At 73.5% G+C, this 22,351-nt stretch carries 10 protein-coding genes and 1 pseudogene; 6 read left to right on the top strand and 5 right to left on the bottom strand.

Going from position 1 to position 22,351, the window contains the following annotated elements:
• Positions 1-16: 16 nt before the first annotated feature.
• The 4 genes from ACGFRB_RS10760 to ACGFRB_RS10745 all read right to left on the bottom strand — a co-directional run bounded on the left by ACGFRB_RS10760 (position 17) and on the right by ACGFRB_RS10745 (position 6,389).
• The gene (locus ACGFRB_RS10760) at positions 17-988 is read right to left on the bottom strand and encodes an LPXTG cell wall anchor domain-containing protein (RefSeq protein ID WP_393241652.1); all 972 of its coding nucleotides are present in this window, start codon (positions 986-988) and stop codon (positions 17-19) included.
• A gap of 477 nt (positions 989-1,465) precedes the next feature.
• Positions 1,466-2,581: a peptide chain release factor 2 gene (prfB, locus tag ACGFRB_RS10755; RefSeq protein ID WP_363012034.1), complete on the bottom strand. Its 1,116-nt coding sequence runs from the start codon at positions 2,579-2,581 to the stop codon at positions 1,466-1,468.
• A 214-nt stretch (positions 2,582-2,795) separates the two neighbouring features.
• A complete protein-coding gene (locus ACGFRB_RS10750) occupies positions 2,796-4,043 on the bottom strand; it encodes a protein kinase (RefSeq protein WP_363012035.1) in 1,248 nt (415 codons plus the stop codon).
• Positions 4,044-4,595: 552 nt separating this feature from the next.
• Positions 4,596-6,389, bottom strand: coding sequence for a protein kinase (locus tag ACGFRB_RS10745; RefSeq protein WP_393241647.1), 1,794 nt, complete (start codon positions 6,387-6,389; stop codon positions 4,596-4,598).
• A 791-nt stretch (positions 6,390-7,180) separates the two neighbouring features.
• Here ACGFRB_RS10745 and ACGFRB_RS10740 point away from each other — a divergent pair.
• The 6 genes and pseudogenes from ACGFRB_RS10740 to ACGFRB_RS10715 all read left to right on the top strand — a co-directional run bounded on the left by ACGFRB_RS10740 (position 7,181) and on the right by ACGFRB_RS10715 (position 16,966).
• Positions 7,181-10,885 carry an FtsK/SpoIIIE domain-containing protein gene (locus ACGFRB_RS10740; protein ID WP_393242502.1) on the top strand — a complete coding sequence of 1,235 codons (3,705 nt, stop codon included), beginning with the start codon at positions 7,181-7,183 and terminating at the stop codon, positions 10,883-10,885.
• A gap of 416 nt (positions 10,886-11,301) precedes the next feature.
• A complete protein-coding gene (locus ACGFRB_RS10735) occupies positions 11,302-12,672 on the top strand; it encodes an ABC transporter substrate-binding protein (RefSeq protein ID WP_393241644.1) in 1,371 nt (456 codons plus the stop codon).
• Positions 12,673-12,873: 201 nt separating this feature from the next.
• The gene (locus tag ACGFRB_RS10730) at positions 12,874-14,229 is read left to right on the top strand and encodes a carbohydrate ABC transporter permease (protein ID WP_393242500.1); all 1,356 of its coding nucleotides are present in this window, start codon (positions 12,874-12,876) and stop codon (positions 14,227-14,229) included.
• A gap of 5 nt (positions 14,230-14,234) precedes the next feature.
• The gene (locus tag ACGFRB_RS10725; RefSeq protein ID WP_393242499.1) at positions 14,235-15,149 is read left to right on the top strand and encodes a carbohydrate ABC transporter permease; all 915 of its coding nucleotides are present in this window, start codon (positions 14,235-14,237) and stop codon (positions 15,147-15,149) included.
• A 46-nt stretch (positions 15,150-15,195) separates the two neighbouring features.
• Positions 15,196-15,536: pseudogene (locus tag ACGFRB_RS10720) on the top strand (ABC transporter ATP-binding protein); the annotation flags it as partial.
• A 26-nt stretch (positions 15,537-15,562) separates the two neighbouring features.
• Positions 15,563-16,966, top strand: a complete 1,404-nt coding sequence (locus tag ACGFRB_RS10715) for a glycosyltransferase family 87 protein (protein ID WP_393241641.1) — start codon at positions 15,563-15,565, stop codon at positions 16,964-16,966.
• An 85-nt stretch (positions 16,967-17,051) separates the two neighbouring features.
• On the opposite strand, the gene ACGFRB_RS10710 is transcribed toward ACGFRB_RS10715, so the two are convergent.
• Positions 17,052-22,034: an NAD-glutamate dehydrogenase gene (locus tag ACGFRB_RS10710; protein ID WP_393241638.1), complete on the bottom strand. Its 4,983-nt coding sequence runs from the start codon at positions 22,032-22,034 to the stop codon at positions 17,052-17,054.
• Positions 22,035-22,351: the final 317 nt, after the last annotated feature.

The raw sequence follows: 22,351 nt of genomic DNA, 5'->3' as shown, positions 1-22,351 counted from the left end.
CGCGGGGTCAGCGGTCTCAGACGGCGGCGCGAGCGCCACCGACGAGGCGGGGCAGGATCCGGAAGCCGATGCCACCGGCGATCATGGTGGCGGCGCCGATGATCAGGAACGACGTCTCCGCCGCACCGGTCTCGGCGAGCTCCTCCTTGACCTGGCCCTGCTCGACGGGCTGCGAGCCGGCGTTGTTGGCGCCGTTGTCGTTGCCGCCACCGCTGGTGCCGGCGCCGTCGGCGCACTCGGCGCCGTCGACGGTCACGGTGCAGTTGGCGTCGCCACCGTTGTCGTGGCCACCGTTGCCGGTGTTGCCGGTGTTGCCGTTGCCGTGGTCGCCGCCGTTGCCGCCAGTGCCCTGGTCGCCGCCGGTGCCGTTGTTGCCGCCGGTGCCACTGTGGCCGCCGGTGCCATTGTTGCCACCGGTCCCGTTGTCACCGCCAGTGCCGTTGTCGCCACCGGTGCCGTTGTCACCGCCGGTCCCGTTGTCACCGCCGGTCCCGTTGTCGCCACCGGTGCCGTTGTCACCGCCAGTGCCGTTGTCACCGCCGGTCCCGTTGTCACCGCCGGTCCCGTTGTCACCGCCGGTCCCGTTGTCACCGCCGGTCCCGTTGTCGCCACCGGTGCCGTTGTCACCGCCGGTCCCGTTGTCACCGCCGGTCCCGTTGTCACCGCCGGTCCCGTTGTCACCGCCGGTCCCGTTGTCACCGCCAGTGCCGTTGTCACCGCCAGTGCCGTTGTCACCGCCGGTCCCGTTGTCACCGCCAGTGCCGTTGTCACCGCCAGTGCCGTTGTCACCGCCAGTGCCGTTGCCCGGGTCGCAGCCCTCCGGGTTCGCGCCGCAGTCGTCGCCCGGGCCGTCACCCTGGATCTCGGAAGAGAAACCGATGCCCACCCCGGCCGCCGAAGCGGCACCGGCCGCCGTCAGCGACGCGCCGGCCGCGATCACCGCGCCGGCCGCGATCCGTGCGATACGGATCCGCGTCTTCTTCGTCATGTGCTTGCTACCCCCAGTAGCTCATCTTGTCCGTAGAGCCGCGGCCCGGGGCCCGGGCACTGGGGGCGATCACCGTGGAATCCGGACCTGCCCCCGTCCACGCACGCCCCGGAGACACGCGTGCCGCGCGCCACCCTTCCGAGTTTCAAAGAGCTCGTCAAGGCCGTTGCGCGTGCGATGCCGGAAACCTCCCGATCCGCCCGCCCTGCGGCGATGCAACTGTGACGTAAACCTGAACTCCCGCCCCTTCCAAGCCAGTTCCCTTGTCGACAAAGCGCCAGCACGATCACCTCATCGCTTGCGCGCGCGAATCGCCGACCACCCGACCGTGCGTTCCCGCCCGGTTCCCGCGAGTCTCCCGTGACCCCACGACCGCCCCGGATACGGCGAACGGCCCGGGGCCCCGCTCATCTGGTGAGCTGGGCCCCGGGCCGTACGTGCGTGGTGCGTGGTGCGGGGGCGGATGCCCCGGCGGGCTTACGCGTCCGCCTGCTCCTGCTGCTTGCGCCAGCGGATACCGGCCTCCAGGAAGCCGTCGATCTCGCCGTCGAGGACGGACTGCGGGTTGCCGACCTCGTGCTCGGTGCGCAGGTCCTTGACCATCTGGTACGGGTGGAGGACGTACGAACGCATCTGGTTGCCCCAGGAGCTGCCGCCGTCGCCCTTGAGCGCGTCCATCCTGGCGCGCTCCTCCTGGCGCTGGCGCTCCAGGAGCTTGGCCTGGAGGACGTTCATGGCGCTCGCCTTGTTCTGGATCTGGGAGCGCTCGTTCTGGCAGGAGACCACGATGCCGGTCGGGATGTGCGTGATGCGCACCGCCGAGTCGGTGGTGTTGACGCCCTGGCCGCCGGGGCCGGAGGCGCGGTAGACGTCGATGCGCAGCTCCGACTCGTCGATGTCGACGTGGTCGGACTGCTCGACGACCGGGAGCACCTCGACGCCCGCGAAGGAGGTCTGGCGGCGGCCCTGGTTGTCGAAGGGGGAGATGCGGACGAGGCGGTGGGTGCCCTGCTCGACGGAGAGGGTGCCGTACGCGTACGGGGCCTTGACCACGAAGGTGGTCGACTTGATGCCGGCCTCTTCCGCGTACGAGGTCTCGTAGATCTCGGTCGAGTAGCCGTGGCGCTCGGCCCAGCGCAGGTACATGCGCTGGAGGCGCTCCGCGAAGTCGGAGGCGTCGACGCCGCCCGCCTCGGCGCGGATGTTGACCAGCGCCTCGCGCTCGTCGTACTCGCCGGACAGGAGGGTGCGGACCTCCATCTCGTCGAGCGCCTTGCGGACGCTGACGAGCTCGCCCTCGGCCTCGGCCCGGGTGTCCGAGTCGTCCATCTCCTCGGCCAGCTCGAACAGGACCGCGAGGTCGTCGATGCGGCCACGCAGGGTCTCGGCCTTGCGGACCTCGGCCTGGAGGCGCGAGAGCCGGCTCGTGATCTTCTGCGCCGCCTCGGGGTCGTCCCACAGGGACGGGGCCGCGGCCTGCTCTTCGAGCACGGCGATGTCTGCCCTCATCTTTTCGAGGTCCAGGACGGCCTCGATCGACCCCATGGTCGAGGAGAGGGACTTCAGCTCTTCGGATACATCGACGACTGCCACGCGTCCAGCGTAACGGCTCATGGCGCGGAGCCGGACCTGTGGATCCCCGCATATGCCCGCCGGACCCGGCCCACACACGGCTCACGCACGGCTCGAACGCGGCACGGGCGCCGTACGAACGCCGTGCGCCCGCCATACGAACACCGCCCGGGCGCCCCGCGGGCGGGCGGGTACGGCCCCCGCGCGGGCCCAGCCGGGCCGGGCCCGCGCGTCGTTACGGCTGCGCGCTCCGCGTCGTCTCCTGCGCGTCGCGCGGCGGCGCGTCGGCGTCCCCGGAGGCGGCCAGATAGCCGCCGACCCCGAGCGCGGCCACCAGGACGGCCGTCGCGACGCCCAGGGTGATCCGGCGCTTGCGGACCGCGTCCGCCTTGTGGCGGGCCGAGCCGGGGCGGCGGGCGCCCGCCGAGCGGGGGGCGCGGGCGGTGCCGAGGGGGCCGCCGGACAGCTCGTCGGGGGCGGGCACGCGCATGGAGGTGTGCGTGTCGCGGTTGGAGTCGGTGGAGGCGCCGGGCACCAGCGGGACGGCGGCCCGGCGCGGGGCGGGCTCGCTGTTCGGCCGGGTGTCGTACGCGTCCGGCGCGCCGCCCGCCTCGCCCGCCGGGTCCGCGTCCGGCTCGTCGACGTCGAGCGGCGGGATGCCCTTGAGGGTGGGCAGTACGTCCCGCAGCCGGGTCGCCAGCTCGGAGGCGCGCAGCCGGGACGCCGGGGCCTTGGCCAGGCACTGGACGATCAGCTGCCACAGCTCCTCGGGGATGCCGGGCAGCGGGACGACGGTCTCGGTGACATGGCGGCGCAGGACGGCGCCCGGGTGGCCGCCGCCGAACGGCGTGAACCCGGCGAGCAGTTCGTAGAGCACCGTGGCGAGGGCGTAGATGTCGACGGCGGCGCGGGGCGGCAGGCCCTCGACGATCTCGGGGGCGAGGTAGTCGGGGGTGCCGATGATCCGGGTGGCCTTGGTGCGGCCGGGGGTGTCGATGAGCTTGGCGACGCCGAAGTCGGTGAGCAGCGCCGGGTGGGCGCCGCCGGGGCCGAGCGGGCCCTCCATGTCGAGCAGGATGTTCTCGGGCTTGACGTCCCGGTGGACCACGCCGGCCTTGTGCGCGGCGGCGAGGCCGTCGGCGACGTCGGCGATGATCGCGACGGCGGCCTCGGGCGCGAGCCGGCGTTCGCGGTCGAGGCGGGTGCGCAGATCGGTGCCGCGGATCAGGTCCATGACGAGCGCGAGATCGTTGCCGTCGACGACGAGGTCGCGGACGGAGACCACGTGCGGGTGGTCGAGGCCGAGCAGGGCGGTGCGTTCCTGAACGAAGCGGCCGACGAGCTCCTGGTCGGCGGCGAGGTCCTCGCGGAGCAGCTTGATGGCGACGGGGCCCTCGGGGCCCTCGCCGAGCCACACCGTGCCGGCGCTGCCCCGGCCGAGGATCTGGTGGGCCGTGTAGCGGCTGCCGATATTCCGTGCCAAGACTGCTCCCTCAGCGGCTGCGGTTCGCGACAAAGTTACGCGTCCGGAGAGTCAGACCGGCACTTCCGAGGGGAAAACACCCCGCGGAAGTCGACATGTCGATGACCTGATCCGTCTCCGGGCACCCCGCCCCGCCGGTTACCCCCGGTTACCACTCGGTGGAGACGGTGGCATGGGCGGGGCGGAAGCGGGTCACCGCGGGGCGCGATACGCGCGACGGTAGGGGAGACAGTACGGGTGCCGCGGACCGCGCGGCGACCTGCGGGGCAGGAGGCGGTGCGGCCGGCGCTCCCGTCGACGTGAAGCGGTCGGGTGGTCGAGCCGGCGGTGCGGCCGGGGGCGGTCGGGCGGCGTCGGCCCGCCGGTGCGCCGGCCGTGCGACGGCAGCCGACGACAGACCGGGGGGCCGGGGGCGCCGACCCGGCATGCGGCGACGGGCGGTGACAGCGTCCGGCAGCCGGTCGTCCGATCCGCCGGCCGGCTAGCGACCGGCCAGCGACCGGCTAGCGACCGCCTACCGGCCGGTCACCGACCGGCCGGCAGCCGGCGGGATCACTGGCCGGTGGTGTCGCCGCCCGTGCCCAGGCCCGTTCCCGTGCTCTGGGTGACCGAGGAGATCCAGTCGCTCAGCGAGGAGATGCCGTCGCCGATCGCCTCCCAGTAGCCCTTGCCCTGGGCGACCCAGTCCTGGAGCGGGGTCAGCTCCCAGACGAGCCAGCCCGCCACCACGAACAGCACGATCGTGAAGAGGCAGCCCTTGAGGCAGCCGAGCCCCGGGATGCGCATCGGGTTGGCGCTGCGCTGGCGCGGCGGACGCGGCTCGCGCGGCGCGGGTGCGGGCGCGGGCGCGGGCGCCGCCGGGGGCGGCTGCGGGGGCGCGTACTGCTGCTGCGGCGGCTGGGGAGCGTACTGCTGCGGATGCGGCTGCTGGTACGGCGCCGGCGGCGGGGCCTGCGGGGGCCGCTGCGGCTGCTGGTACGGCTGGGGCGGCCGGGGCGGCTGCTGGTACTGCTGCGGCGGCGGTTGCTGCTGATACTGCGGCTGCTGTGGAGGCTGCTGGGGCTGGGGTCGGCGCTGCGGGCGCCGGCGCAGGGGGTCCTCGCCCGGGTCGAGGTACTGCATCTCCGTCTGCTCGTTGCGGTCGCGGGCCGCGCGCAGCTGGTTCTGCCAGGGGTGCGGCTGCTCGCCCGGCGGGTCCTGCGGTACGGGGGGCATGGCCCGGGTCGGGTCGGCGCCGCCCTGGCCGGGGCCCGCCGCGGGGAGCACGGCGGTCGGGTCGGCCGCACCGGCCGGTCCGCCGGCCGGCAGCACGCTGGTGGGCGCGGCCGGGTCGTACGAGCCCTGCCGGCCGATCCCCGCCGGGGCGGCGGAACCGGCGGGCAGCACCTGGGTGGCGCCGGCCGGGTCGTTCCCGGCGCCCGGGACCGGCGCGGGGGCCGGGTCGGGCGCGAGCAGCGCGCCGACGCCGTCGGCGGCCTCGATCTGGTCGGGGGTGGCGTGCACGCCGATGCCGGCGGCGACGGTCCGCAGCCCTCGGGCGAGGTTCTCGGCGCTGGGCCGCTCGTCCGGGTTCTTGCGCAGACAGCGCTCTATCACCGTCCACAGCGGGGTGGGCACGGTGGAGGGGCGGCGCGGCTCCTCGGTGAGGTGCTGGTGCAGCACCTCCAGGGCGGTGCCGCCGCCGAACGGGGGCCGGCCGGTGACCAGCTCATAGAGCAGGATGCCGGCGCCGTAGATGTCGACGGCGGAGGTCTGCGGGCGGCCCTCGGCGGACTCGGGCGCCACGTACGCGGGCGTGCCGACGAACTCGTGGGTGCGGGTCAGGCCCGGGGAGTCGGCGAGGCGCGCGATGCCGAAGTCGGTGAGCATCGGGTGCATGCCGTCGCCGTCCTGCCGGAGCAGGACGTTGGCGGGCTTGAGGTCGCGGTGGACGACGCCGTCGGTGTGGCTCGCGGCGAGGGCGTCGGCGATCTGCGCGGTGAGGAGCGCGGCGGCGACGGGGGTGAGCGGGCCGTTCTCGCGGATGTAGCGGTGCAGGTCGGGGCCGTCGACGAGGTCCATGACCAGGGCGAGGACATCGCCTTCCACGACCAGGTCGCGGGTGCGCACGATGTTGGGGTGGGTGAGCCGCAGCAACACGGACCGCTCGCGCAGGAAACGCATCACGATGTCCGCGTCGTTGGCCAGCTCCTCCTTGAGGACCTTGATCGCGACGGTCTCGCCGGGCTCGCCCGGGACCGCCGCCTCCGCGCCGGCCGTCTCCCGCTGGCGGGCTCGCCAGACGGTGCCCGTGGCGCCGCGGCCGAGCGGCTCCTCGAGCAGGTACTTGCTGCCGATAGGCCGCACGTCACGCGCTCCCTGCTGATCGTGGTCCCGGGGTGTCGCCGAGTGTCCCCGCAGTCCCTGTGTGTTTCCGTACCCCGTCCGGACCCGCGCCTCGGACGCGTCCGGGACCCTTCCGGGGCCCGTCAGGGTGTCCGACCCACTTTAGGGCCTGACCGGTCGATCATGGCCGGGCCCGCGAGCCGGTCAGGGCACTCGTCGCGGGTACGCGTCGCGGGCGGACGGGACGGGCGGCGGGCCTGACACCCGCGCCCGTGCGGCAAGACGCCGAAAGCGGAGGCAGGGTTGCCACCTGGGGCCCGGGAGAACCCCTGGGTGATCCCTTGGGTGATCCCCTGAGGGTCTCCAGGGGCTCCTTCACTCACTCCCCCGCACTCCCCCCGGGTACACCCCCGGCGGCGTCAGGGGTGCCGCCACGAGGACGGCTTCGGGGTCGTCGGAGGTGCTGCCGGAAGCGCCGGCGGAAGCGCTGCCGGGAGCACCGTCGCGAGCGCGGCCGAAAACGCGGGTGCGACGGTCGCCGGAGCAGCCCGAACGCCGGTGCGGTGCAACCACGCACGTACGCAACCAGGCCATTTTCGGCCCATCGGTGACCGGACAAGATCATTTGGTGGCCACCCGGGGGCGGGTTGTCGGTGGCAGGTGCGAGGATGCGTACAGCACGTCGTGTCGAGGGTAGGGAGCCCGCGCGCACCGTGCCGACCTGACCGGACGACGCGTCCGCGTTCGGGTGGGGGGAGCGAGTGGGTGATTCCCCTGCCGGGCGCGCCGCGCAGAAGGGACCGCTGACGGCGATGCAGATCCGGCTGACCGTCCTCGCACCGCACGCCGGCCATGCCGACCACGGTGCGGGGCGCACCTGTGACGTGCTCGTCACCGCCCCCGCGGGGACCGAGCTGGCCGCCGTGGCCGCCGCGCTCGCCACGGCCGCCTCCGGCCCGGAGACCCCCTCGTCCCACGCGACCGTGCTGTACGCGGGCGGGGAGCGGCTGGACACCCGGCGCTGCCTGCTCGGCGAGCCGCCGCTGGTCGACGGCGGCGTGCTGTCCCTCCACGTACCGGGCCCGCCCGGGCCGGACGAGCACGTCGGCGAGAAGGCCCCGGCCCGGCTCCATGTGGTCGCGGGTCCCGACGCCGGCGGTGTCCATCTGCTGCACGGCGGAGCGATCGTCATCGGCCGTTCCGTGGACGCGGACGTACCGCTCGACGACCCCGACGTCTCCCGTACCCACTGCACCGTGACCGTCTCCCCGGACGGCCGGGTGACGGTCGCCGACCCCGGCTCCACCAACGGGACGACGCTCGACGGCACGCCCGTCGGTGCGCGGCCGGTGCGTTTCGCGCCGGGCTCGCTGCTGCGCGTCGGCGAGTCCGCCCTGCGTCTGACGACCGGTCCGGCGGGCGGCCCCGAGGACACCCTGGCCACCGTCTCGGACGGCGAGGGCCATCTGCGGGTGGCGTACGCCGGAACCCCGGCCGGCCCGAGCAACGCGGGCAACGTGGGCAACGCGGGCGGCCCGAGCAACGGCGGCCCGGGCAACACGGGCGGCACCGCGGCCGGTACGCCGGGGGGCGCGCCGGCCCTCCCCCCGCTCGGGCAGTCGTACGAACCCTTCGGCGGTACGAGTACGGCGTCGTCCGAGACGCCGACGCACGGCGGCAACCGGCGCCTCGACGGGACGTCCGCCGCGGACGAGGGCGGAAACGGGAACAGGAACGTAAACGGGAACGGGGCGTGGGACGCCGACCGGGACGGGCACGCGCGCGTGGCGGAACCCGGCGAAGCCCACGGTGAGTCCCCTGGCGATTCCCACGGCGGGTTCGAGCACCACGGCCGGACCCGGCAGACCCGCAAGCGCGGGATCGGCGCCTGGGCGCGGCGGTTCGCGGGCGGCCGGGAGGAGCCGGAGGCGGAGTACGGCGTGACGCCGGTGCCCGCCTTCCCCGAGGGCCTCGCCGGCGGCCCTGGTGGCCCCGGCCGCGCCCCGGCCGACAGCTGGCCCGACCCGGCGGCCGTCCTGCTCGCCGCCCTCGGCCCCGGCCCGCGCCTGTGGGAGCGGGGCTTGGACCATCCCGAGGCCCTGGTGGTCCGCCTCGGCACGACCGACCGGGCCGAGCTGTCCGGCGTGCCCGTCACGGTCGGACTGCGCGAGGCCGGTGCGCTCGGCCTCGCCGGACCCGCGCCCCGTCTCGACGGCCTGGCCCGCTCGGTGGTGGCCCAGCTCGCCGCGCTGCACTCCCCCGGCGACCTGGAGATCGTGCTGGTCAGCGCCGACCGCAGCCGCCCCCTGGAAGAGCGGCGCCGCAACTGGGGCTGGCTCGGCTGGCTGCCGCACACCCGCCCGGCGCACGGCCAGGACTGCCGGCTGCTCCTCGCGTACGACCGCGACCAGGCCCACGCGCGGCTCGCCGAACTGACCCGTCGGCTCGACGACGGGCCGCTCGGCACGGGCTGGGCGAGCGCCGACCGCGCCGCGATCGCCGAGGCGGCCACCCGGCACACCGGACCGGTGACGGTCGTGGTCGTCGACGGCGATCCGGGCTCCGCCACGCTGCGCGAGACGGCGGCGCGGCTCGCGGTGGCGGGCGCCGCCGCCGGGATCCATCTGATCGCGCTGGCCGAGGCGCCGTCCGCGTCGCCCGCCTCACCGGTCGCCGCGACGTATGAAGCGGCGTGCGCGTCCTCCCTCGCCTTCCGTGAGTGCGGGGCGGCGGCCCTGCTCAGCGGGGATGTGGCGACCGCGCTGCGGCTGCTGCGGACAGCCGGCGGGCGGGTCGCCGGGCACGGCACGGTCGGGGTGCTCGACGCGGTGTCGGTCGCCTGGGCGGAGCGGTTCGGCCGCGCCCTCGCGCCGCTGCGCCCGGACACGGCCGCCGCGGACGGCGGGCGGACCGCCGCCGCGCTGCCGCCGTCGTCCCGGCTCCTGGACGAACTGGGTCTGGCCCGGGCCACCCCCGCGTCCCTGATGGCCCGCTGGGCCTCGGCCCCGGAGGGGACGGCGGTGCTGGGCGCGGGCCCGCACGGGCCGGCCGCCGTGGACCTCACCAAGGAGGGCCCGCATCTGCTGATCGAGGGCCCGGCGGGCAGCGGCCGCACCGAGCTGCTGCGTTCGATCGCCGCCTCCCTCGCGGCGGGCGGCCGGCCGGACCGGCTGGGCCTGCTCCTGGTCGACGGGGCGGGCGGCGGCCGGGGCGAGGGCCTCGCGGTGTGCACGGAGCTGCCGCATGTCACCGAGCATCTGGTGGCCTCCGATCCGGTACGGATGCGGGAGTTCGCGCAGGCGCTGAACGCCGAGCTGAAGCGGCGTGCCGAGCTGCTCGGGGACACCGACTTCGCCGACCGGCGTTCGGCCGGCCGGCTGGTCGGCCAGCGCGCGCCGAGCCCCGCCGAGTCATTGCCGTCCGCGGCCCCGGCCTCGTCCGCGTCCTCGTCTCCCTCCTCGTCCTCCTCCGCTCTCGCTTCCGTCTCGTCTGGCTCGTCTGGCTCGTCTGGCTCGTCTGCCCCGTCTCGCTCGTCCGCCCCGGGTGCCTCCGCACTGACGTCGTCGGCGTCCCGCGCGACGGCGCGGATCCCGGAGGCGCGCTCCGGGGACTCCCGTACGGGTGGCGCGGCCGGGTCCTTGGGTGGCGCCGCCGTTCTCGGGGACACCCCGAGCGGGCGGCTGCCCCGGGCCGGGGCAGCCGACCTCCACGGACGGCCGAGCAGCCGGACGTACCGCACCGGCGGTGACGGCGGCGGGCTCGGGGACACGCCCAGCGGACGGCTCGCCCGTCCGTCGGCCGACCTCTACGACCAGGCGAGCGCCCGGACGTACCGGACCGGCGGCGACAGCGGCGGCGCTCTCGGCGACACGCCCAGTACGCGGCTCGCCCGGTCCTCGGGCGGCTCGGCCGCACCGGGAGCCGGCGCCAGTGCAGGTGCCGGTACCGGTGTCGGGAGCCCGGCCGACGGGGCGGGGACGCTGCCGCGGCTCGTGGTGATCGTCGACGACTACGACGCGCTGGTGGCGCCCGCGCTCGGCGCGCCGGGACGGCCGGCGGCCGGATCGGTGATGCGGGCCCTGGAGGCCGTGGCACGGGGCGGGGCGCGGCTCGGCGTCCATCTGGTCGCGGCCTCGGCGCAGCCGGACCGGACCTCGGACACGGAACTGGCGCACGGCGCCCGGCTGCGGATCGTCCTCGACCCGCCGCCCGCCGCACCCGGCGGCGGCCCGGACGGGCCCCAGCCCGGCCGGGGGCGGCTCGGGCATCCGGACGGCCGGGTGACCCCGTTCCAGACGGGCCGGGTGACCGGGCGCATCCCGCGCACGGCGACCCAGCGGCCCACGGTCGTCCCGGTGGAGTGGGAGCGGATGGGCGATCCGCCGGCCCGCCGGCCGATCCGCGAGCTGGGCAACGGCCCGACGGACCTGGCCCTGCTGGCCAGCGCCCTGGACCGGGCGGCCCGCTCGGTCCAGGCCACCCCCATACCTCCGCTGACGTCCCCGGCACCCGCCTGACGGCCGTGTGCCGGGCCGTCGGCGCCCTTCCCCGGATCCGGATCCGGTACGGGCGAGACCTCTCGCGCCCTCGTACGGGCCCCGGCATGCCCTTGAGCGCCCCGGCCTCACCCGGGCCCGCGCCCCTGAGCGCCCCTGACGCGCGCCCCCGAAAGCGCTCCGGCGTGCGCCTCAGCACGCCCTGCCGCGCCCCTCGCCGTACCCCTGCCGCACCTCCACCCCGTCCCTCTTCGTACCCCCGCCGAACCCTCACCGCCCCCTCGCTCCGCCCCGCCGCACCCCACCCCCTCACCTGACGTCACGTCACGAGCCCATCACAATCGCGCACTTGACACGGAAGGCGGTATTGCGGGCCCCGGCCCCCAGGCGTAGACCGGACCCCACGGACCAGACAGCGCGGGAGAGGCGGGGCTCGGATGCGTCAGAGCAAAGGGCGAACTCTTCGACTCGTCGCGGTGACGGCGCTCGCCGTCCTCACCGCGACGGCGTGCGGGGGCGGGAACGGAGGGACGGACGACGACCGCCCCTCGGCGGGCATCGGCGACGGCTCCGCGGACTCCGGGCTCACGCTGCCGTCGCTCAAGGGCCAGAAGTTGGAGGTCGCCGCCGTCTGGACCGGGCCGGAGCAGACCAACTTCACCAAGGTCCTCAAGGAGTTCGAGAAGCGCACCGGCGCGACCGTCACGTTCGTGCCCGCCCAGGACCCGATCGTGAACTTCCTCGGCACGAAGATCGCCGGTGGCTCCCCGCCCGATGTGGCGATGCTGCCGCAGGTCGGCGCGATCCGGCAGGCGGTCGCGCGGAAGTGGCTGAGGCCGCTGGGCCCGGAGGCCAAGGCGCAGCTGGCCGCCCACTACGGGAAGGGCTGGCAGGACCTCGGCACCGTCGACGGCACCCCCTACGGGGTGTACTTCAAGGCCGCGAACAAGTCGCTGGTCTGGTACAACTCCGCCGCGTTCGAGAACGCGGGCGCGAGCGAGCCGAAGAGCTGGAAGGAACTGATCTCCACCGCCGAGACGATCTCGGCGTCCGGGGTCACCCCGGTGTCGGTGGGCGGCGCGGACGGCTGGACGCTGACCGACTGGTTCGAGAATGTCTATCTCTCCCAGGCCGGGCCGGATAAGTACGACCGGCTGGCCCGCCATGAACTCAAGTGGACCGACCCGTCCGTCGCCAAGGCGCTGACCACGCTGGCCGAGCTGTTCGGCAAACCGTCGCTGCTCGCGGGCGGCACGAACGGCGCGCTGCAGACCGAGTTCCCGGTCTCCGTCTCCCAGACCTTCACCGGCGGCGACCAGGCGAAGGCGGCGATGGTGTTCGAGGGTGACTTCTCCACCGTCAACATCGCCGAGACGGGCGCGAAGATCGGCACGGACGCCAAGGTGTTCCCGTTCCCGGCGGTCGCCGGCGGCACGGCGCCCGTGGTCACGGGCGGCGACGCGGCCGTGGCGCTGAAGGACGGCAAGGGGGCGCAGGCGCTCCTCACCTTCCTGGCCTCGCCCGAGGCGGCCGCGATCTGGGCGGCCGAGGGCGGTTTCCTCTCCCCCAACAAGTCGCTGGACAAGGCGGCCTACCCGAACGACGTCCAGCGGACGATCGCCACGGCGCTGATCGGGGCGGGCGACGACTTCCGCTTCGACATGTCGGACCAGATGCCCCAGGCGTTCGGCGGAACGCCCGGGAAGGGCGAATGGAAGGCGCTCCAGGACTTCCTGAAGAACCCGAAGGACGTGTCCGGCACCCAGGCGAAGCTGGAAGCCGAGGCAGTCAAGGCGTACAAGGACTGATCGGCGGTGGACCGCGAGCACGGCACCACCGCCTCCCCCTCGTCCGGGGGATCCGGCGACCCCGGCGGGTCCACGGGGACCGCCGGTTCCGCCGGACCTCCCGGATCCCCCGCGCCGTCCGGATCCCCCGCCCCCTCCGGACCCGCCGCACAGCCCGAAGCCCCTCGTCGCGACGATCGGTCGGGGTCCACGCGGCGGTCCCTGCGCCCCCGCTCGCCCCTGACCGCCACCGTCTTCCTCCTCCCCGCCCTCCTCCTGCTCGGCGCGCTCGTCGTCTACCCCATCGGCTACTCGGTGCAGCGCTCCTTCTTCGACAAGAGCGGCGACTCCTTCGCGGGGTTCGACAACTACGTCACCCTCTTCACGGACGACGCGATCCGCACCGCCCTGCGCAACAACCTGATCTGGGTGGCCGTCGCGCCGACCGTGGCCACCGCCCTCGGCCTGATCTTCGCGGTGCTCACCGAACGGGTGCGCTGGGGTACGGCCTTCAAGCTCGTCGTCTTCATGCCGATGGCGGTCTCGATGCTCGCCGCCGGGATCATCTTCCGGCTGGTGTACGAGCAGGACCCGGAGCGCGGTGTCGCCAACGCCGTCTGGGTGGGCGTGCACGACACCTTCGCCGAGTCGTCGTCCTTCCCCCGCGCCCGCCCGCTGCCGACGCATCCGCTGAAGGCGGCGGGCGGCGGGGCGTACGAGACCAAGGCCCCGGTCCACGCCGGGACGCCCGCGCTGCTGCCGCTGGTCGGGGTGGCTCCGGCGCGCATGCCGAAGGACGCACGCCCCGCCCGTACCCCGGAGGCGCCCCCGACCTCGACCCCGGACACCGGCACCGGCACCGGCACCGGCGCGAACACGGACACCGCCGCCGGTGGCAGCAGCGGACCGGTCACCGGAGTCGCGTGGCTGGACTTCACCCCGGGCGGCGGCGGACGACCGGGCACCGTCGACCCCCGGGAGCTCGGCCTCAAGGGGCTGCGGATCGAGGCGGTGAAGGACGGCCGGGTGGTGGCGCGGGCCACGGCGGGCGCGGACGGCGCCTTCCGGCTGCCGGCCGCCGCCGACGGAGCCGTGCTGCGGCTGCCCGCGAGCAACTTCCGCGAGCAGTACGCCGGAGTGTCCTGGCTCGGTCCCACGCTCGTCACCCCGGCGATCATCGGCAGTTACGTGTGGATGTGGGCCGGGTTCGCGATGGTGTTGATCGCGGCCGGCCTCGCGGGGCTGCCGCGCGAGCTCCTCGAAGCGGCGCGGGTCGACGGGGCGAACGAGTGGCAGGTGTTCCGCCGGATCACGGTCCCGCTGCTCGCGCCGGTCCTCGGGGTCGTCGTCGTCACCCTGATGATCAACGTCCTGAAGGTCTTCGACCTGGTCTACGTCATCGCGCCCGGCTCGGCGCTGGCCGACGCGAACGTCCTCGCCCTCCAGCTCTACCGCTCGTCCTTCGGCACGGGCGCGGACCTGGGGGTCGGCTCGGCGATCGCCGTCCTGCTCCTGCTGCTCGTCCTGCCGGTGATGGCCTTCAACATCCGCCGGATGCGAAGGGAGAACCGCCGGTGAGCCCCCTGTCCTCCGCCTCCTCCGCCGGGAGCGCGACGCCCGCCAAGCGCGCCGCCGTGTCACGGGCCCCGGCGCGGATCGCGGCACGGGTCGCGGCGCGGGCCGCCTCGGGCGCGGTCCGGGTCTTCCTGGTCCTGGTCGCGCTGTTCTGGCTGATGCCGACGGCGGGACTGCTGCTCTCCTCCCTCCGCTCGCCGTCCGACATCGCCGCGAGCGGCTGGTGGCACGTGTTCACCGCCCCGGCGCAGCTGACCACCGAGAACTACCGCGATCTGCTCGCGAACCACACGATCACCGGTTCCCTCGGCTCCACGATCCTGATCACCGTGCCCGCCACCCTCCTCGTGATCGTCATCGGCTCGTTCGCCGGCTATGCCTTCGCCTGGCTGGACTTCCCCGGCCGGGACGGGTGGTTCCTGCTGGTCGTGGGGCTGCTCGTGGTGCCGGTGCAGGTGGCGCTCGTACCGGTGTCGAAGCTGTTCGGGACGCTCGGGATCTTCGAGACGACGCTGGGGGTGGTGCTGTTCCACACGGCCTTCGGGCTGCCGTTCGCGATCTTCCTGCTACGGAACTTCTTCGCCGAGATCCCGCGCGAACTCCTCGAAGCGGCCCGTCTGGACGGGGCGGGCGAGCTGCGCCTGTTCGCCCGGGTGGTGCTGCCGCTGGGCGGGCCGGCCATCGCGTCGCTCGGGATCTTCCAGTTCCTGTGGGTGTGGAACGACATGCTGGTGGCGCTGATCTTCGCCGACGCCGGCTCGCCGCCGATCACGGTGGCGCTCCAGCAGCAGGTCCGCCAGTTCGGCAACAACGTGGACGTGCTGGCGCCCGGCGCGTTCGTGTCGATGGTGATCCCGCTGGTGGTGTTCTTCGCGTTCCAGCGGCAGTTCGTGTCCGGGGTGATGGCGGGCGCGGTGAAGTAGCCCCGTCCCGTACGGGGCCTCGTACGGGGCCTCCCGTACGGCAGCTCTCACCGGCGAACGCAACGTCATCCTCGGCGGGCTCGCGATGGGCATGAGCCGCCGGGAGATCGCCGCCCACTACGACGAGATCGTCGAGTTCTCCGGCATCAACGAACGCGACGACGCCATCTCCCGCCCCATGCGCACGTACTCCTCCGGCATGGGCGCCCGGCTTCGCTTCTCCATCGCCGCCGCCCGCACCCACGACGTCCTGCTCATCGACGAGGCGCCGGCGACCGCGCGCTGTGGCTGGAGGCGGGCGTCCTCCGCATGGACGGTCCGGCGGACGAGGTCGTGGCGGCGTACGAGGAATTCACCGGCACGACGGGCAAGACCGGCCGTAAATAGGTCATAGCCCCCTAAAGTGCGGAGGGATGACGAACGATCCTCCTCCGCACGACACCGTCGACACCGTCGACCCCGCCGCGGGCGCTGCCGGCACCGGCACCGCCTCAGGTGGCAGTGCCGATGCCGATACCTCCCCTATGGTCTCCGACACCTCCCGTACGGTCTCCACGACCACCGCGCGCCCCCGCCTCACCCGCTCGCCGTTCGACTCGGAGACCTTCACCGCCGCCACCTTCGTGACCGTCGGGCGCGGCCCGCTGCTCGCGCTCGCCGCCACCTGGGCGGTGACCCGGGCCGGCATGCTGTTCCTGCTGTGGCGCGACCGGCTCGGCATCGGCGGGGTCGCGAGCGAGGTGTACGCGCTCTACCACTACTGGTACGGCCTGTTCGCGCACGGCACCTTCCCGCCCGGCGACGTCACCTGGCAGTACCCGCCGGGCGCGGCGCTCGCGGTGATCTCCCCCGCGCTCCTGCCCTGGTTCACGTACTTCCAGGCGTTCGTGCTGCTCGTCCTGCTCGCGGACGCGGTCGTCGTGCTCTCCCTGGCCGTCGCCGACCGCGACCGGCTCACCCACGGCGCCTGGTACTGGGTGCTCGGCCTGCCGCTCCTGCTCCATCTGCCGTTCGCCCGTTACGACCTGATGCCGACCGCCCTCGCGGTCCTCGCCCTGCTCGCGCTGCGGTCCCGGCGGGCCCTCGCGCACCGCGCGGGCGGGGTGCTCGCCGGGCTCGGCGCGATGATCAAGGTGTGGCCGGCGCTCGCCCTGATCGGCACCCCGCGCGGGCGCACCACCCGCGACACCTGGATGGCCGCGGCGATCACCGCCGCCACCCTGCTGGCGACGCTGGCGCTGATGTTCACCGGCTCGCTGGACTTCCTGCGGCAACAGGGCGGGCGGGGCGTCCAGATCGAGTCGGTCACCGGCACCGGCCTCGCCCTCGCCCGGGCCGCCGGAGTGTGGCAGGGCTTCGTCGAACTCCGTTACGGCGCCTTCGAGTACGTCGGCCCGTACGTGTCCACCCTCGCGCACCTGGCGCTGCTGCTGACCGCCCTCGCCTTCATCTGGCTGCTGCTGTGGCGGCTGCGGGCCCGGACGTGGACGGCGGCCACCCCGGCGGACGCGGCGCTCGCGGCGGTGCTGATGTTCACCGTCACCAGCCGGGTGATCAGCCCCCAGTACCTGATCTGGCTGCTCGGCCTCGGCGCCGTCTGTCTGACCTTCCGCGCCACCGTCATGCGCCCCGTGGCGATGCTGCTGCTGCCCGCCGCCGCACTCAGCTCGCTCGCGTATCCCGTCCTCTACATGGACGTCGTGACCGGCACCTGGCAGGGCGTCACCGTCATGGCGCTGCGCAACGGCGTGCTGCTCGCCGCCGCCGCGCTCGCCGCCCGCCGCCTGTGGACGGCGACGGTGCCCCCGAACGCGTAGCCCCGCACTCCCGGAACGAAAGGGGGCGCCCCCACCGGTACGAAAACCGGTGGGGGCGCCCCCTTTTTCACTGCCCCTGAACGGGTCAGCTGTGCGTACGCAGCAGCGTGCGCATCGTCCTCATCGCGACCGACAGGTTCGCCAGGTCGAAGGCGTCCGAGCCCTGGATCTCCTCCAGGGTCGTGCGCGCCCGGCCCAGGATCGCCGTGTTCGCGGCCTCCCACGCCGTGAACCGCTCCTCCGGCGTCGCCTCGTCGCTCCCGGCCGCCAGGACGTCCGAGGTGAGCGCGGCGTGCGCGGCGAACAGGTCCTGGCGGATCGAGGCACGGGCCATCGACTGCCACCGGTCGGCGCGCGGCAGCTCGATGATCCGGTCCATCAGGTTGCTGATCCGCAGCCGGTCGGCCAGGTCGTAGTAGACCTCGGCGACCGCCAGCGGGGCCTTGCCGGTGCGGTCCGCGATCGCGACGATGTCGAGCGTCGGGAAGGCGGAGGAGAAGCCGGCCACGCGGACCGCCAGGTCCTCCGGGACACCGGCCTCGGTGAGCTGGTCCAGGATCGACTGGTACCACTCGTGGTCCGCGCCGCGCAGCAGCGTCGGCAGCTGCTGCCAGACCAGCTCGACCCGCTCCGCGAAGAACTCGATGGTCTCGCCGAGCTGGAGCGGCTGCGGCCGGTTGTTGAGCAGCCAGCGGGTGCCGCGCTCGACGAGCCGGCGGGAGTGCAGCCGCATCCGGGTCTGGATGTCGGCGGCCACCTTGTTGTCGAGCGCCTCGACGGCGTCCCAGACCTCGTTCAGGCGGAAGATCGCCCGAGCCGCGGTCTGCGCGCGCACGATCTCCTCGATCGAGGCGCCGGACTCCTCGCGCAGCCGGTGCAGGAAGGACGAGCCACCGGAGTTGACGGTGTCGTTGACCAGGACCGTGGTGATGATCTCCCGGCGCAGCGGGTGGGTGTCGACGGCCTCGGTGAACTGCTCGCGCAGCAGCGTCGGGAAGTACGCGTGCAGCAGACCGCGCAGGTACGGGTCGTCCGGCAGGTCGGTGCCGATCAGCTCGTCGGCCACCGTGATCTTGGTGTACGCGAGCAGGACGGCCAGCTCCGGCTGGGTCAGACCGCGGCCGCTGTTGAGCAGCTCACGGATCTGCCGGTCGTTGGGCAGGAACTCCAGCGAGCGGTCGAGCGCGCCGTCCCGGCCCAGGCGGCGCATGAACCGCTGCTGCGCCTGGAGCAGCGAGGCGGCCTCGGCGACGGCGTTGGCCAGGTTGGTGTTCTGCGCGTAGTTGTTGCGCAGCACCAGGGCGCCGACCTCGTCGGTCATCTCGGCGAGGATCCGGTTGCGCTGCTTCACGGTCATGTCACCCTCGGTGACCAGGCCGTTCAGCAGGATCTTGATGTTGACCTCGTGGTCGGAGGTGTCCACACCGGCGCTGTTGTCGATGGCGTCGGTGTTGATCTTGCCGCCGGTGCTCTCGGGACCGCCGGACCGGGCGAACTCGATACGGCCCAGCTGGGTCGCGCCGAGGTTGCCGCCCTCGCCGACGACCCGGGCGCGCACGTCCCGGCCGTCGACGCGGATGGGGTCGTTGGCCTTGTCGCCGACGTCGGCGTTCGACTCGGCCGAGGACTTCACGTACGTGCCGATGCCGCCGTTCCACAGCAGGTCGACCGGCGCGTGCAAAACGGCCCGCATCAGTTCGGCCGGCGTCATCTTGGTGACGCCGTCGGCGATGCCGAGGGCTGCCCGCATGTGCGCGTTGACCGGGATCGACTTGGCGCTGCGCGGGTGGACGCCGCCGCCCGCGGACAGCAGCTCCGGGTTGTAGTCGGCCCAGGAGGAGCGGGGCAGCTCGAACAGCCGGCGGCGCTCGGCGTACGAGGTGGCCGCGTCCGGGGTCGGGTCGATGAAGATGTGGCGGTGGTCGAAGGCGGCGACCAGGCGGATGTGCTCGGAGAGCAGCATGCCGTTGCCGAAGACGTCACCGGACATGTCGCCGACGCCGACGACCGTGAAGTCCTCGGTCTGGGTGTCGTGGCCCAGCTCGCGGAAGTGGCGCTTGACCGACTCCCAGGCGCCGCGGGCGGTGATGCCCATGCCCTTGTGGTCGTAACCGGCCGAGCCGCCCGAGGCGAACGCGTCGCCCAGCCAGAAGCCGTACGACTCGGCGACCCCGTTGGCGATGTCGGAGAAGCTCGCGGTGCCCTTGTCGGCGGCGACGACCAGGTAGGTGTCGTCCTCGTCGTGGCGGACCACGTCCGCCGGGGGCACGACCTCGCCGCCGACCAGGTTGTCGGTGATGTCGAGGAGCGCGGAGATGAACATCTTGTACGAGGCGATGCCCTCGGCCAGCCACGCGTCACGGTCCACGGACGGGTCCGGGAGCTGCTTGGCGACGAAGCCGCCCTTGGCGCCGACCGGCACGATGACGGTGTTCTTCACCATCTGCGCCTTGACCAGGCCGAGGATCTCCGTACGGAAGTCCTCACGCCGGTCGGACCAGCGCAGACCGCCTCGGGCGACCTTGCCGAAGCGCAGGTGGACGCCCTCGACGCGCGGCGAGTACACCCAGATCTCGAACGCCGGGCGCGGGGCCGGCAGGTCCGGGATGGCCTGCGGGTCGAACTTCATCGACACGTAGGAGTGCGGGACGCCCTCCGGGGTCTTCTGGAAGAAGTTCGTCCGCAGCGTGGCCTTGATGACGGTGAGGAAGGAGCGCAGGATGCGGTCCTCGTCCAGGGACGCGACCTGGTCGAGGGCGCCGTCCAGCTCCTCCAGGAGACCGTCGGTCAGCTCGGTGCCGGCGTGCTGGCGCTCCGGCGCCATGCGGGCCTCGAACAGGTTGACCAGCAGCCGGGTGGTGTGGACGTTGTTACGGAGGGTGTCCTCCATGTAGTCCTGGCTGAAGGTCGAACCGGCCTGGCGCAGGTACTTGGCGTACGCGCGCAGCACCATCGCCTCGCGCCAGGTGAGCCCGGCGGACAGCACGAGCGAGTTGAAGCCGTCGTTCTCGGCGGCGCCGGTCCAGGTGGCGGCGAAGGCCTCCTGGAAGCGCTCGCGCGCGTCGTCGCCGAGGCTGCCGCCGTTGGCGGTCGGCGCGGGCATCCGCAGACCGAAGTCGTAGATCCAGGCGTCGGCGGTGCCGTCCGAGCAGCGCAGCCGGTACGGACGCTCGTCGGTGACCTCGACGCCGAGCCGGCCGAGGACCGGCAGGACGGCGGAGAGCGAGATCTGGTCGCCGGTCTTGTAGACCTTGAAGCGGCGCTCGCCGTTGCCGGAGGTGACGGGCTCGTAGAGGGAGAGCGCGAAGTCCTTGTCGCTGCCGGCCAGGTCCTCCAGGTGGACCAGGTCGGCGACGGCGGCGCGCGGCGAGTGGTCGGCCTTGTAGCCCTCGGGGAAGGCGTTGCCGTAGCGGCGCAGCAGCTCGGCGGCGCGCTCCTCGCCGCACTCGGCGTTGAGCGCCTCCGCGAAGCCGTCCGCCCAGGAGCGGGTGGCGTCGGCGAGCCGGGCCTCGATGCGGTCGACGTCGGACTCGGTGAGCTTGGCCAGCTCGGTGCCGGGCTCGACGCGGATGACGAAGTGCAGACGGGAGAGGATCGACTCGGTGTTCCAGGCCGTGAAGTCGACGCTGGTGCCGTTCAGCTCCTCCTTCAGGATGTCGATGATCCGCAGCCGCACGCGCGTGGTGTAGCGGTCGCGCGGCAGGTAGACGAGGGCCGAGTAGTAGCGGCCGTACTCGTCCTGGCGCAGGTAGAGGCGCAGCCGGCGGCGCTCCTGGAGGTACAGGACGCTGGTGGCGATGGAGCGGAGCTGGTCGACCGAGGTCTGGAACAGCTCGTCGCGCGGGTAGGTCTCCAGGATCTGGAGCAGGTCGCGGCCGTCGTGGCTGCTCGGCGCGAAGCCGGCGCCCGCGAGGACCTCCTGGACCTTGCGCTTGATGACCGGGACGCGGCGCACGGACTCGGTGTACGCGGCCGAAGAGAACAGGCCGAGGAAGCGGCGCTCGCCGACGACGTTGCCGTCGGCGTCGAACTTCTTCACGCCCACGTAGTCGAGGTACGAGGGGCGGTGCACGGTCGCGCGGCTGTTGGCCTTCGTCAGGATCAGCAGACGGTGCTCGCTCGCCTTGGCGCGGACGTCGGCGGGCAGCCGGCTGAAGGACGGCGAGATGGGGTGGGCGTGCTTGTCGTCGCCGCTGTGGTGCGGGTCGGAGCGCAGGACGCCGAGCCCGGTGCCGGGTACGGCGGTCAGGGCGTCGCCGTCGACCAGCTCGTACTCGCGGTAGCCGATGAAGGTGAAGTGGTCGTCGGCGAGCCAGCGCAGCAGCTCGCTGGCCTCCTCCACCTCGGTGGGCCGCAGGTCGGGGGCGGCGGGCTCGTCGGCGAGGCCGTCGGCGATGCGCAGCGCCGCCTCGCGCATCTTCTCCCAGTCCTCGACGGTCTCGCGGACGTCGGACAGGACGCGCAGCAGATCGCTGGTGATCTGCTTCAGGTCGGCCTTGTCGGTCTCGCGGTCGATCTCGACGTGGATCCAGGACTCGCTGAGCACGTCGTGCCCCTGCTCACCCTTGGCCGCCTTGCCGTCCTTCGCCTTCGGGTCCTTGGTCAGGACCTCGATGAGCTTGCCGGTCACGTCGCGGCGGACGCGGACCTGCGGGTGGATCACGACATGGATGCCGCGGCCCTGGCGGGACAGCTCGTTGGTCACCGAGTCGACGAGGAAGGGCATGTCGTCGGTGACGACCTCGACGACGGAGTGGCTGCAGGTCCAGCCGTTCTCCTCCACCGTCGGGGTGTGGACGCGCACGTTGGCGGTGCCCTGCGGGCGGTTCTCCGCCAGCCGGTAGTGCGAGAGCGCGGCACCGAAGACGTCGACCGGGTCGCGGTACGTCAGGTCCTCGGGAGCGGTGTGCAGGTAGTAGCGCTGGAGGTAGTCGAGCAGCGTCGCGTGGTCCGGACGCCGGCCCTTCTGCGGCCCTGTCGGAAGTAGCCCCCCGACCGGGCTGTTCTCAGCTACCCGGGCGGCCCGATCGAGCAGCTCGGCCTTGGCTTCGTCCAGCTTGGTCTGCATGTCCTCTGACTCCTGTCGCGCGCCGTTGCGTGACGTCGGTGGAAGAAAGGGCACAGCGCCACGCCGCGGTGGTACCGGTCGGCGAGGACATCGTGCCGCTATGAGAGATGTCCGGGCGCTTTACGGCCACGGCGCGTGCGGCAGGTGCCGTACCCGGACGGAAAGAAGCAGCGAACGCACCGACGACCCGGCCGCTGTGGCGTACCGGGCGGCAGCCGGGGGCTCCGCTGCCCCCTCGGCGTATCGCGCTGATCACGACGAAAGCCTATCGCTCCCGCCCCCCCGACCGTCATGAGCCTTATGTGTACAAAACCAGG

Origin of the sequence: Streptomyces sp. NPDC048718, from assembly GCF_043198875.1 — a bacterium.
Classification (GTDB): domain Bacteria; phylum Actinomycetota; class Actinomycetes; order Streptomycetales; family Streptomycetaceae; genus Streptomyces.
This window is presented reverse-complemented; position numbering and strand designations above follow the sequence as displayed.

Bases quoted from the DNA above. Each gene is read 5' to 3' on its own strand.
- ACGFRB_RS10760 (WP_393241652.1), bottom strand. From the start codon at position 988: ATGACGAAGAAGACGCGGATCCGTATCGCACGGATCGCGGCCGGCGCG.
- ACGFRB_RS10710 (WP_393241638.1), bottom strand. From the start codon at position 22,034: ATGCAGACCAAGCTGGACGAAGCCAAGGCCGAGCTGCTCGATCGGGCC.
- ACGFRB_RS10740 (WP_393242502.1), top strand. From the start codon at position 7,181: ATGCAGATCCGGCTGACCGTCCTCGCACCGCACGCCGGCCATGCCGAC.
- ACGFRB_RS10735 (WP_393241644.1), top strand. From the start codon at position 11,302: ATGCGTCAGAGCAAAGGGCGAACTCTTCGACTCGTCGCGGTGACGGCG.
- ACGFRB_RS10715 (WP_393241641.1), top strand. From the start codon at position 15,563: ATGACGAACGATCCTCCTCCGCACGACACCGTCGACACCGTCGACCCC.